Genomic DNA, 11,873 nt, shown 5'->3' on the forward strand with positions numbered 1-11,873 from the left:
CCTTGCTATCGTTATGCAGATTTGGTATAAGGCCTGAACGGCAGGACAAACGGGAGCAGAGATCATGCAGGGAACCAGGTTCGACGACATAACGGGGATCATCCTGGTGGGCGGAAAGAGCCGCCGCATGGGGAGGGACAAGGCCTTCCTGCGGGTCGGGGGAAAGACGCTCATCGACAGGACCATCGAGCTCTTTCAGGACTGTTTCACCCGGGTGCTGCTGGTAGGTGACCGGGCCGAGCGGTTCGATGAACACGGACTGCCGGTGGTGCCGGACATCTATCCCGGCAGCTCGCTGGGGGGGCTCTACACCGGGCTCGTCCATGCCGAGACCGAGTACATCTTCCTCGCCTCCTGCGATCTCCCCTTCCCCAACGGGGCCATCGTCCGCCATCTCTGCGCGGCGAGGGGGGGATACGACGCGGTGGTCCCCTGCCGCGAGCACGGCTACGAGCCCCTGTTCGCCCTCTATTCCAAGCGTTGCCTGGATCCCATCAAGGAACAGATCGCCACCGGCGATTACTGCGCATACACCTACTTTCCGAAGATCCGGCTCCTGAGCGTTCCGTACCTGGAGCTGGCGTCCCTCGACCCCGACCAAAATGCCTTCGTCAACGTCAACACTCCGGAGGAACTCCTGGAGATAGGAGGAGAATCATGACCACGGCAACCGCACCTCACGTCCGATCGAAAATCTGGCTGGAGGTGGAAGGCCAACCGGTTTTCGGCCAGGGGCGCGAAGAACTCCTGCGCCTGATCGGGAAGACCGGTTCGATGAACGCCGCCGCCAAGGAGATGGGGATACCGTACCGCAAGGCTTGGACCTACGTGGACGCGATGGAGAAGCGGCTCGGGTTCGCGCTGGTGGACAGGGTCAAGGGGGGATCGGGAGGTGGGGTATCGACCCTCACGCCGCAGGCGGTGGACCTCCTCGACAGGTTCGCCCAGCTCCAACAGGGGGTCCGCGAGATGATCGACGCCAAGTTCAGGGAGATCTTTCCGTAGCCAGAGGTAGGAGCCCCTCTCATTCACTAAAAAAACCATACGTCATCGAGGACACTCATGGTCACCATCGAAGAAGCGCAACGAAGCATACTGGCATCGATCTCCCTGCTGGAAACGGAACGGGTCTCGCTCTTCAGCGGGCTCAATCGCGTAACCACGGTGGACCACATCGCCCCCTGGGACATCCCCCCGGCGGACAATTCGGCCATGGACGGCTTCGCCTTCAGCTACGACACCATGGAAGGCGACCGGCTCCGGGTCACCGGCTTCCTCCCGGCCGGGGAGTATCGCTCCACTCCGGTCGCGCCGGGGGAGGCGATCAAGATCATGACCGGGGCGCCGGTTCCCCCCGGTTGCGACACCGTGGTTCCGGTCGAGGACGTCCGCGAGGACGGAGACCTGATCCACGTTGCGGCCGAAGCCAAGAAAGGCGCCCATGTCCGCAAGCGGGGCGAGGACATCACGGAGGGGGAAAAAGTCATCCCGGCGGGATCGCTGATCCGCCCGCAGGAGATCGGCATGCTCTCCGCCATGGGGACCTCGTCGCTCGCCGTCTACCGCCGCGCCCGGGTCGCCATCCTCTCCACCGGCGATGAGCTCCTCGAGCCGGGCTCCACCCCACTTCCGGGAAAGATCATCAACAGTAACAGCTACAGCCTGGGAGCCCAGGTGCTGGATGCGGGGGGCGAGCCGCTGATGCTCGGCATCGCGCCGGACACCCTGGAGGGGACCTGCGAGAAGATCAGGTCGGGGCTGAACGCCGACATGGTGGTCATCACCGGCGGGGTGTCGGTGGGGGACCGGGACTTCGTGAAACTCGCCATCGAGAAACTGGGGGGGGAGATCACCTTCTGGAAGGTCAACATGAAGCCGGGGAAACCGCTGGCCTTCGCCATGCTGGACGGCAAGCCGGTCTTCGCGCTCCCGGGGAACCCGGTCGCCGCCGTGGTCTCCTTCGAGCTCTTCGTGCGCCCCTCGATCCTGAAGGCCATGGGGCACGACAGGATCTTCCGCCCCCGCATCCAGGCCGAGCTGCTCGAGGCGACCTCCAACAAGGGAAAGCGTCCCCACCTGGTTCGCGGCATCGTCTCGGTGGAGGGAAACCGCTACCTCGTCTCGACCACCGGCAACCAGAGTTCCGGCCGTCTTTCCTCCCTCACCCAGGGGAACGGACTGATCCTCCTCCCCCCCGACGCGAAGCTCTCCGCCGGCGAAAAGGTGGACATCATGCTGCTGGACCGCGGGTTTGAAATGGGCAAAGAGGCAAGCCTGTAACGGGCTTGTCTCACCTCCCGAAAGTCGCCAGTACCCGCTCGGTCCCCATCACCGCGACCGGCCTCTTCTCGGGATCGAGCCACCGTAGAAGCCTCACCAGCTGCTCCTGGGGCATGGCGATGCACCCGGAAGTGGCGACCCCGGGGCCCGCCCAGGTGTGGAAGAAGATCGCGCTCCCCATCCCCTTCACCACCGGCCGGGTGTTGTACTCCACCACCAGCAGGTAGCGATACAGGTCGTTACGCAGCTTGAGCTTCTCGAAGGAGCGCGCCCTGGTCTCCCCTTTTTTGGCTGGCCGGTTGTAGTCGTCCGCGTTGACGTCATCCACCCAGACGTCCTCCCCGGTGACCTGCCGGTAGGACATCCTCGAGTCGATGGAAGGCTGATAGCCGAAGGTCCTCTCCAGCGAAAACACCCCGCTCGGGGTCCTCATATCCCCTTCCCTCTTCTTTCCCGGCTCCGCGAACCCGCCGCTGCCGATCACGGCCTCGATCGGCGGCACCGCCACCCGCCACGCCCCATCCCCCTTCTCCAGCCCGATGGCCAGGGCGTAGGAAGCGGGCTCCCCGCCACCGGTCACCAGCACCACCTGGCCCGATCCGGGAGCCACACGGTCCAAACGCCCCACGATCTCATCTACGGCCGCAGCACCTCTTGATCCAGGCACAGATCGACTGGTAATGGCGGCACACCCGGTGACGGTCACCAAGGTCAGCAGCAAGAGTATCTGAAGGATCTTTCTATTCTTCAATTTCCACCTCAACCGGCCGGGAGCTTCATGCCGATCTATTCTCTCGGCGACCGAATCCCTGCTAATCTGTAACTGCGGCAGACAAGCCACAATAGCAAATAATTGGCAATCCTACGACTTTTATGGCAAAAGGGTGAGGATGAGAGGAGGTACATAAACGGTGGGAACCTTAACCGAATTGCTGGATAGAGTCCCTTGTGTCTTGGGGGAGGGAGCCGTGATAGAGCGGCTGCGGCGCGCAGAGGGGATCGAGCTCGATCCCTTCGTCGTCAACTCGGCGTTCATCTATCGGGATGACACGAGGAGGGCGCTGGAGGAGATCTGCCGCGACTACCTGGACATCGGCTGCCAGTTCGGGCTGCCGCTCCTCATGTCCACCCCCACCTGGCGGGCGAGCCGCGAGCGGATCACCGCCGCCGGTCTCGAAGGGCGCGATCTCAATGGCGACAACGCCGCATTCCTGGACGGGTTACGTAACAGCTACGGCGGGTATGGCGAACAGGTGCTCATCTGCGGATTGATGAGTTGCAAGGGGGACGCCTACCATCCCTCCGAAGCGCTCACGGTGGACGAGGCGAGGAAGTACCATGCCTGGCAGGCGGAAAAGCTGGCGAAGACCCCGGTGGACTTCCTCCTCGCGGCGACGCTCCCCGCCTTGAGCGAGGCCACCGGACTGGCGATGGCCCTGGCCGCCACCGGAAAGCCGTACGTGGTCAGTTTCGTGGCCCGCCCCGCCGGAACGCTTTTGGACGGGACCCCGCTACGGGAGGCCGTCGCCGCCATCGACGCGGCGGTCGACCGCCAGCCGGATGGGTACATGATCAACTGCACCCACGCCTCCTTTGCCAGGGCCGCGCTGCTCGATGAGACCAACTCGTCGCCGGAGGTCCGACGCCGGATGATCGGCCTGCTCGCCAATACCGCGGCGCTCACTCCCGAAGAGCTCGACAACGCCGCGGAGCTTGTGGAGGAGGATCCGGAGTCCTTCGGCCGATCGGTGGCCGCCGTCGGCGCGGAATTGGGGCTTAAGATACTGGGAGGATGCTGCGGGACCGATGGCCGCCATCTGCGGGCCCTGGCCAAGCGGTTGCAGCCTGCCGGGCGGTAACGCCGCTACGGCCGTCGCCAAGCAGGCCGCGAACCATCAGAGGGGAAAGGAAGTTTGGGGGGCAGGGCCTAAGGCTTTGCCCCCTTTCTCTTTTCGAGGCAACGAAGCGCCTTGGCCACCTCGTCGATGTCCATCGGGTTCAGGTAGGGGGGGAAGTCCTGGCCGTGGTAGTCCTTGAAAATCCGGTACCGCGGGCAGGAGGGGAAGTCGCCGTGGCACAACTTCGACTTTATGTACTCCGCCGCCTTGGGGAGCTCCTTCATGCTGTCGTTGAAAAACTGGCAGCACTCCAAAAGTTCGCAGCTAACGGCATTGTCCGCTGACTCGCGGCGGCACGAGCGTATCTTGCGGACGGTGGTTTCGATGGTGCCGGCGCCGACCGATTCGCCGAAGCAACCGGCACCGGCATACGGGTCGTAATCCTTGATCTGGGCTATCAGCTCGGCAATCAGTGCGGTCTGGTCGCCGTAAACCTCCCTCCCGTCGGCAATGGCCAGGACGTCCGGCAGTAGCCAGGAAGGGAAATCCCCCTGCTCGCTCTGTTGGAGGGCGACGGCGCGCAGCTCGTCGAAGAGATCGGCGGTCATTTTCCCTCCCCGCCCGAGAGCCGCGCCTCCAGCATCGGCAGGATTTCGGAAGCATCCGGGACTCTCCCTTTCTCCTGGCGGCAGAAGACCCGCTCCTGGCCGATATACACATCGAAGGCGCCCCACTCCGCCTCTTTATCGAACTCGACGATGACATCCCATCCCGTCTGCTGGATTGCGCGGGCCAGACCGGCCGCCGCAGTCATCAGGTTTCAGGTCGGGCAATACTGGATCCTTACTTTCAGGGTCATTGCTGCTTCCTCCATTTGAATAACCTCGCCCAAAAGGAAGAGGGGAAATGGCCTTTTTTCTATACCCTCGCCCCCCTTGGGGGAGAGGGGAGATGGCCTTTCTTTCTATACCCTCGCCCCCATTGGGGGAGAGGGTGGCCGAAGGCCGGGTGAGGGCAGATTTTAAAACCTCCCTCACCCCCGCCCCTCTCCCCTAAAGGGGCGAGGGGAGATTGAACAGCCGCTTGAGCTCCCGGCGCTCCTCGGCGGTGAGCGGTATCGGCTGCATGCGCGCCTCGGGCGCGATCCGGCGCGGATTCTCCACCCACCTGAAAAGACGCTCCGCATTCCACCGCTCGCTCCCCCGGAAGGTCGGCGGATACCAGGGTGTCAGAAGCCCGGAGAGGTTGGGGCCGATCTCGCCGCTTCCCAAAAGCCCCAGGCGCGAGGTCAGCATCCGGTGGCAGGAGCCGCACTTCCGGCTGAAGACGTCCTGCGCCCTCCCCGCCCGGTCGGCGAAATGGACCGAGACCGGCGGCTCCTTGGCCGTCGTCGCCGCCCGGGCACTCCCGGCGTAGAGCGCGTTGACGAGCGGGTTGAGTTCGCGGTCGGTGAGCCTAAAATCAGGCATCCCCAGGGCCGGGGTACGGATGGCGGCCACCACGGCTGAGGCCTCGCGGCTTCTCATCACGGCGTCGAGCGGTGTGGCGAGGTGGTTTCCCCGCCCCCCGGAGACGTGGCAACGGCGGCAGGCGAAGCGTTCCATCAGCCGTTCCCCGCCCGCCAGGGCATCCCCCTTCCCCACCGTGTACCAGAGATACTTCCCGGGAATCAGCAGGTGATGGGCGACATTTTTCCGCAGGGCGGCGGGATTGCCCCGATGGCAGGAGGTGCAGCTCCCCCGCTCCCGGTAGTGGGGCTGGTGGCAGGAAAGACAGAGCTCCCTCCCCGCGGCCGCTTTCGCCAGGGTCGGCGCCAGGACCAACAGGAGGAGCGCTAGCCGGGAAAAGAGAGCGACCAATTCTCCCCCCTGAAGTAAAGGGCGACCACGGTGAGGAGGACGATGCCGGCAAAGACCGCCACGGTCGCCAGGTTGATCCAGCGAAGCTCCCGGGCAAACCACTGCGCCCGGTTGACCCGCAACTGCCCAGGTAGCCAGGGGAGAAACAGGAAGAAGAGCGCCCCGCCCAGCACCGGGTAGATCATCAGCCGGGAGTGGCTGACCAGCTCCTGGATCCAGAGGAGGAACCAGGCGGCCTTGACCGGATTGGGGGTGTGGGCCGGATCGGCCGCCTCCTGAAGGGGCGCCGGGATGAAGGCCGCCAAGACGGCCAGGAGCGCCACGCAGAGAAAGAGCGCGCGCCCGACCGGGCGGAAGAAGTGCGGCGAGCTTTTGACGAATCCCTTTTTCATAGGTACGGCAGCACCCCCTTGTTCTTCCTGACCCGGTAGAAATGGAGGAAGCAGAGAATCAGCAGGGTCAAGGGGATGAGCGCCACGTGCAGGGCGTAGAACCGCAAAAGGGAAAGCGGCTGCCCCACCCCGTCGGGCACCAGAACCTGCCGGATCACTCCGCCGAAGGGGACCGCCCCCAATAGCTCCATGCCGGTCTGGGTGGCCCAGTAGGCGAGCTGGTCGAAGGGGAGGAGATAGCCGGTGTACCCCTCGAAGACGCAGAGCCCGAGGAGCAGGGAGCCGATCACCCAGTTGAGCTGCCGGGGGCGCTGGTAGGCGCCGGTCAAGACCACCCGCAGGGTGTGTAAAAACAGCAGTACCAGCAAAAGGTGCGATGTGAGCCGGTGCAGGCTCCGCAGGTAGGCGCCGCCGAAGACCCGGGACTCCAGGAAGAGGATGGAGGGGAAGGCGCGCTCCGGGGTCGGCTGGTAGTACAAAAGAAGGAGCAGCCCGGTGGCGGCCATCAGCATGAGCGCGGTGAAGGCAAGCCCCCCCAGGCAGAAGGTGTAGCTGATACGCAGGTTGCGCTCGACGACCACCCGCGGAAACAGATGTTTGAGGAAATCGCGTATCACCCTTCCATCACCTCGATGTCGTCACCCCGCAGCTCCAGTTTCAAACGTTTCAAGGGCGCGGTGGCCGGCCCCTTCACCACCTTGCCGAAGCGGTCGAATTCGCTGCCGTGGCAGGGGCAGGAGAGCCGGTCGGCGGTCACGTTGACGGTGCACCCCAAGTGGGTGCAGACGAGGCTCAGGCCGTAGAAGTCGCCGGCCGAGCGGACCAGCGCCACCCGTTCCTCGCGAAAGACCAGCGCCCCCCGTTCGGGAACGTCCGACTTGCGGGCGCGCACCAGCACCTTCCCCTTCCCTGCCCCGGCCGGGACCAGGTAGCGCCAAAGGAGCGGAAGCCCGACCAGGAGGGCGATTATCTTGGCGAGGAACCGCCTGCGTTGCCGAGAAACTTCTTCCATTTTTCGACGTACATCCTTTTGTAGTCCGGCCCCTTGGCGTTCATCCGGCCGTAGCGTGCCGCGGGAAGGAAACTGCCGTTGACCATCCGCTGCCCGTCCTGACTCCAGAAGGACGCAAGCCCCATCCCGTCGCGGGTGAGGGAATAGATCCGGTCCTCGGGGGGCTCCAGGAGGAAGCGGCGCGGGTTGTCGTGGCACGCCTCGCACCCCGCCGTTCCCCGTTGCACGGTGTGGGGAAAAAAGGCCCGCCACTCCGCCGCCAGGAGAAGGTTCTCCCCGCCACCCTGGCGGGCGATGGCGACGTCGGTGTAGTAGGCGATGAACTCGGGGCGGATGGGCGAGATCCTCCCCCGGCTGTTGATCCCCAAGGGGGGAGCGTCCTGCTTCTTCAGGTAACTGCTCCGCAGGTACTCGGCGTTCGGCCCGGGCTTCAGGTCGAATCCCTCCTTGAGGGCGGGATCGCGGAAGCGGAGCATGAAGGTCCCGTACTCCTGGGCGCCCCAGGCGGAGTGGCAGGCGTAGCACTCCAGGCGCTCCATGTGGGCGGCGATCCGGTGCTCGAGGACCTTGGGAGAGGGGCGGTGACAGTCGCGGCAGCCGCGGGGGGCGCCTCCCGGCAGGAGGCTCCGCATCCCGTGGCAGGCTCCGCAGGTCATGCCGGCCCGGTAATGGACGTCGGGGATCATCTTGACGAAGGTCTCGCCGTTGACCGCGATTCCCCGCTGGTAGCGCATGTTGTCCTCGCGCGGCGCCCTCCCCGAGTAGTCCCACCCGGTGTAGTACCCCTTGTGGCAGAGCTGGCAGTCGGAGCTCTTGGGAAGCGAGATGGCGTGGGGGGCGCCGTGGCAATCGAGGCACCCGGTGAGATGGCAGGAGGTGCAGTTCTTCTCCCAGAACCGGCGATCCATCTTCCCCCAGCTCCGCTCGACGAACCTCCGCTCCCCGTCCCGTCTCCCCATGGCGGAGGCGAAGATCGCCTGGTAGCCCTGATGGCAGCCGACGCAGCCGGCGGCGCCGTTCGCCTTCGAGGCGGGGTCGCTGAAGCTTCCTCCCCGGCTGTGGCAGGCGGTGCAGGAAAGCGCCCGGTGGGGCGGCAACCTCTTCGCCGCGCCGGGGCCCGCCCACGCCGCGGCAGCCAGGCTAACGGCCAGAAAGCAGGCGACGGTGGATAGTATCGTCCAGCGCACGGTAGTTCAATCCTTTCCGGTAGATCGGGTCGTTTCCCTTCCCATGGCAGGGAAGGCAGAGGTTGACCGAGAGGGTCCTTTTCACCTCGGCCGTGTTCAAGGGGCGCCCGTTCTCCCGGGTGATGGCCGAGTAGGCCTTCACCCTCCCCCTCTCCATGAGGAGAAAGCCGTCGAGGGGCTTGTCGTCCGAGCGCTCGCAGATCATGGTGCCCCGGATGCTGTTCCCCTCCATCACGTGCTGGCCGAAGCCCAAGAAGGCGGGGTTCGCGTGGCACTCCGCGCAGCCGATCGCCTTCTTGCCGGTGTTGTGCGAATAGAAGGGGGCGAAACGGAGCTGCTGGCTCCCCTTGAAGCGCGAGACGTACTCGGTCCTGGAATTGGTCCCGTCCGGCTCGGTGACGGTGACGAAGGTCTGGCAGCCGGGGGTGACCGGCGAGATCCGCCCCCGCTGGTTCAGGGCCAGCGGGAAGGGATAGAGCATCCGGTAGTCCTCGCTCTCCCTGAAGACGCCCGGGCTCTCCTCGCCGGTTACCGGGTCCTCACCCTTCTCGCGCTTGTCGTAGGTGGTGTGGCACCCGAAGCACTGGATCGAGGTACGGGAGTGGCAACTGTAGCACTCGAGCCGCCGGTGGCCGGCGATCCGGTGCTCGGGGGTGCCGGTGATGAGCGGGCTTTTGTGCAGCTTGCCGCTCCGCTTTTCCTGCAGCCAGACCGATCCGTCGCGCACGAAGACGTTGGAGTAGCTCCGCCCCTTGGCGGTCAATACCATCCGCATCCCCATCACGGCGGGCCTGCGGTAGGAGCGCGACTCCCTGAGCGGCTCCTCGTTCTCGCGCACGATCGGGCGAAAGCGGGGGGGGGAGTCGCCGGAGCCGTGGCAGTCCTCGCAGGAGATCTCGGTCTGGCGGTACATGTTCCGGTAGGCGTAGCCGTCCCCCATGGTGTCGCGGGAGGTGTGGCAGTCGATGCACTCGAGCCCGGCGGCGAAGTGGACGTCGGGGGCGATGTGGGTGAGCGAGCGAAGACCGCTGGCCGCCACCGGCCCCGCCTCCCCGCGGGTAGTGGGGACCAGGCTGTTGTTGCCGTCGTAGAGCCCCTGGTAGAGGTAGCCGATGCGGCCGCTGCGGCTGTGGCAGCGCGTGCAGCTCTGCATCCCGGGAAGGGGTTCCATCTTGTGGCTCGCCGCGTGCCCCCCCTTGCCGCGCACGGTGAGGTCGCCCCCGAGGTACGTCCCCTCGTCGTTCCAGGAGAAGTGGCAGGCCGCGCACCCGGAGGCATGCACGGCGCCGTAGCTTTGTTTGTTGGAGCTCCCGATATGGCAGCGGGAGCAGAACTTCCGGTAGAGCTCGCCGGAGAGGTTGTCGAGATCGGCCACCGGGGCGGCCTCGAAGGCCTTCCCCTCCGGAGAGAAGAATTTTCCCCCGTCGGTGGCGTAGCGTTTCCCGTCCTCCCCCTCCCAGGTGAGCTGGATATTGCGGATCATGCCGGCGTTGGTCTGCATGATGGTCGACTTGACCCGTTCGAGCTGATAGCGGTGGCAGCGGCCGCAGCCGGCCTCCCAGCTCTCCGGGTCCGAAGGGTTATTCCCTCCCAAAAGGCCGCGGTGGGCGGTGCTTTTGTCGGCCGCGCCCCCCTCTCCGCCGTGGCAGGCAGTGCAGCCGTGGTGGCTTGCGGAGGCGGTCTCGATCCCCCGGTGGCACGACAGGCAGCCGGAATCGGCGGCGGGCCGGCACCCGGAAAAAAGGAGGGCGCCGATGGCGACCGCCAACAGCACCAGGTACGCCGCCTTGCGCTCGCCCCGCCAGGGGAGGTCGCGGCCAAACCCGGCGCAGCTTGAAATTGTGGGCCCCTCTTCCGACACGGTACTCCCGTTCCACTGCAAGCCCCACCCTCTCCGCAGAAAGCCGCGAGTGGGCGAGGCCCTCTTACCTCATCCCCTCGCCCCCTTGGGGGAGAGGGGATACTGACTTTCCTACCCTCCCATCGACGGGCGATGGGATACATAAAAAAGGGGGGCATGAGCCCATGCCCCCCGGAAAGCCGGCAGGATTAGCAGCCCGCAGCCTCTTTTTTCTTCTTGGCCGGAGCCTCTTCTTTCTTCTCTTTCTTAGCAGCCTTCTTCTTGGCAGCCTTCTTCTCTTTCTTCTCTTTCTTCTCTTTCTTCACTTCCTTCTTCTCGGCGGCCGGAGCGGTCTCCGTTTTCATCTCCTCTGCCATCACGACGGCTGCGAAGCTCAGGGTCATCAGTGCTGCCAGGACAACGGTTGCCAATCTTTTCATGCGTACTCTCCTTTTGTTGAAATAATGCCCGGTCTGGCCGGACAAGGCTAGGACAGGTGACTCAGCTGACCGGCATAGACGAAGGAGAAACGGATGATGAGTCCCCCCAGTAATACCAGCAGCGCGCTCAGATTCATCTTCATCAAGGCCACCGGAGTCAATTCCTCCCCGTGGTCTTCCTGGACCTCGAGAAACTTCAGTACCATGGCGACGGGAAGGATCACCACCAACAGTAACAATCCCAAACCATACCAGAAGTAATCGTGGTTGAAAGTAAAAAACGGCATGATCGACTCACGGTGTGCTCCGGAGGAAGTGTACTGCCCGTAGAAAAACAGGGGGAGGAGCACCATTTCCGCCAGGATGAGCCAGATGTCGACCTTGGTGAAGAAGAGCTTCACCTTCTTCTCCTTGGCGATCATGATCATGAAGGCCGCCCCGGCCGACATGGCCGAGGTGAGAAAGAGCACCGGCAAAATGGCGGAGTTCCAGAGCGGACGCGCCACGAAGGAGCTCAAGAGCACCCCGGTGTAGACGCCGATGAAGATCCCCATGCCGAAGTTGCAGGCCGCCAGTTGGAGGCGGTAGGCGTAGAGCCGCTCGGAGAGGTTGATCAGAAACGGCAGCACCAGTTTTGGCCGGTATTTCTCGGGGAGCATGGCCAGCGCATAGAGGATGCAGACCGGGTAGAAGACCAGAAGCCCCCACGAGCCCCAGGACATCGGGGAGAGGGGCTGCACGGTCAGGTAGAACCAGAAGACGTTCAACTTTCGCTCGAGGTCGAGAAAAATGAAGAACATCCCGATGCTCAGAATGAGGGGGACGAAGATCGGGGCGGTCACCGCGGCGATCTCCCCTTCGGCGAGTTTTCCACCCTTTCTCACGTGCAGGATGGAGGTCATGATCGCCAGGCCGGCGGAAAGTCCCCCCAGGAAAAGGTACAAGGACACCCGCCAGTCCCAGACGTGGAGATGGGGCGAGGTGATAGCGTTTGCTCCCGTGACGGTAAGTTCCATAACTAAGGC

The 11,873-nt window shown here is 64.5% G+C and carries 15 protein-coding genes; 4 read left to right on the forward strand and 11 right to left on the reverse strand.

Annotation, left to right across the window (positions count from 1 at the left end):
• The first annotated feature begins 64 nt into the window (after positions 1–64).
• From mobA to ACYVL5_RS17515, 3 genes are read left to right on the forward strand one after another with little or no spacing between them, the layout of a single operon-like run.
• Positions 65–661, forward strand: coding sequence for a molybdenum cofactor guanylyltransferase (mobA, locus tag ACYVL5_RS17505; RefSeq protein ID WP_460596866.1), 597 nt, complete (start codon positions 65–67; stop codon positions 659–661).
• Positions 658–1,005, forward strand: coding sequence for a winged helix-turn-helix domain-containing protein (locus ACYVL5_RS17510; RefSeq protein WP_460596867.1), 348 nt, complete (start codon positions 658–660; stop codon positions 1,003–1,005). Before mobA ends, ACYVL5_RS17510 begins: the two co-directional genes overlap by 4 nt.
• A gap of 57 nt (positions 1,006–1,062) precedes the next feature.
• Entirely contained in the window at positions 1,063–2,280 is a 1,218-nt protein-coding gene (locus ACYVL5_RS17515; protein ID WP_460596868.1) for a molybdopterin molybdotransferase MoeA, read from the forward strand.
• A 10-nt stretch (positions 2,281–2,290) separates the two neighbouring features.
• On the opposite strand, the gene ACYVL5_RS17520 is transcribed toward ACYVL5_RS17515, so the two are convergent.
• Positions 2,291–2,890, reverse strand: a complete 600-nt coding sequence (locus tag ACYVL5_RS17520) for a L,D-transpeptidase family protein (protein ID WP_460596899.1) — start codon at positions 2,888–2,890, stop codon at positions 2,291–2,293.
• 358 nt (positions 2,891–3,248) lie between these two features.
• On the opposite strand from ACYVL5_RS17520, the gene ACYVL5_RS17525 reads away from it, so the two are divergent.
• Complete coding sequence (locus ACYVL5_RS17525; protein ID WP_460596869.1) at positions 3,249–4,139, forward strand: homocysteine S-methyltransferase family protein; 891 nt, start codon at positions 3,249–3,251, stop codon at positions 4,137–4,139.
• Positions 4,140–4,207: 68 nt separating this feature from the next.
• Here the strand turns inward: ACYVL5_RS17525 and ACYVL5_RS17530 are convergent, their stop codons facing one another.
• From ACYVL5_RS17530 to nrfD, 10 genes are all read right to left on the reverse strand, one after another.
• Positions 4,208–4,726 carry a GSU3529 family protein gene (locus ACYVL5_RS17530; RefSeq protein WP_460596870.1) on the reverse strand — a complete coding sequence of 173 codons (519 nt, stop codon included), beginning with the start codon at positions 4,724–4,726 and terminating at the stop codon, positions 4,208–4,210.
• The gene (locus ACYVL5_RS17535; protein WP_460596871.1) at positions 4,723–4,932 is read right to left on the reverse strand and encodes a SelT/SelW/SelH family protein; all 210 of its coding nucleotides are present in this window, start codon (positions 4,930–4,932) and stop codon (positions 4,723–4,725) included. Before ACYVL5_RS17535 ends, ACYVL5_RS17530 begins: the two co-directional genes overlap by 4 nt.
• 238 nt (positions 4,933–5,170) lie before the next feature.
• Positions 5,171–5,977, reverse strand: coding sequence for a selenite/tellurite reduction operon c-type cytochrome lipoprotein ExtS (gene extS / locus ACYVL5_RS17540; protein ID WP_460596872.1), 807 nt, complete (start codon positions 5,975–5,977; stop codon positions 5,171–5,173).
• Positions 5,953–6,369, reverse strand: coding sequence for a selenite/tellurite reduction operon b-type cytochrome membrane protein ExtQ (extQ, locus tag ACYVL5_RS17545; protein WP_460596873.1), 417 nt, complete (start codon positions 6,367–6,369; stop codon positions 5,953–5,955). The genes extS and extQ overlap by 25 nt, the downstream gene beginning before the upstream one ends.
• Entirely contained in the window at positions 6,366–6,986 is a 621-nt protein-coding gene (locus tag ACYVL5_RS17550; protein WP_460596874.1) for a cytochrome b N-terminal domain-containing protein, read from the reverse strand. The genes extQ and ACYVL5_RS17550 overlap by 4 nt, the downstream gene beginning before the upstream one ends.
• Positions 6,983–7,381: a QcrA and Rieske domain-containing protein gene (locus ACYVL5_RS17555; protein ID WP_460596875.1), complete on the reverse strand. Its 399-nt coding sequence runs from the start codon at positions 7,379–7,381 to the stop codon at positions 6,983–6,985. Before ACYVL5_RS17555 ends, ACYVL5_RS17550 begins: the two co-directional genes overlap by 4 nt.
• A complete protein-coding gene (extO, locus tag ACYVL5_RS17560) occupies positions 7,336–8,568 on the reverse strand; it encodes a selenite/tellurite reduction operon b-type cytochrome iron-sulfur cluster-binding subunit ExtO (RefSeq protein ID WP_460596876.1) in 1,233 nt (410 codons plus the stop codon). The genes ACYVL5_RS17555 and extO overlap by 46 nt, the downstream gene beginning before the upstream one ends.
• Positions 8,522–10,345: a selenite/tellurite reduction operon c-type cytochrome ExtM gene (extM, locus tag ACYVL5_RS17565; RefSeq protein ID WP_460596900.1), complete on the reverse strand. Its 1,824-nt coding sequence runs from the start codon at positions 10,343–10,345 to the stop codon at positions 8,522–8,524. Before extM ends, extO begins: the two co-directional genes overlap by 47 nt.
• Before the next feature lie 272 nt (positions 10,346–10,617).
• The gene (locus ACYVL5_RS17570; protein WP_460596877.1) at positions 10,618–10,848 is read right to left on the reverse strand and encodes a hypothetical protein; all 231 of its coding nucleotides are present in this window, start codon (positions 10,846–10,848) and stop codon (positions 10,618–10,620) included.
• 47 nt (positions 10,849–10,895) lie between these two features.
• The gene (nrfD, locus tag ACYVL5_RS17575) at positions 10,896–11,864 is read right to left on the reverse strand and encodes an NrfD/PsrC family molybdoenzyme membrane anchor subunit (protein WP_460596878.1); all 969 of its coding nucleotides are present in this window, start codon (positions 11,862–11,864) and stop codon (positions 10,896–10,898) included.
• Between the last annotated feature and the right edge of the window lie 9 nt (positions 11,865–11,873).

The organism is Geomonas sp. Red276 (assembly GCF_054784495.1).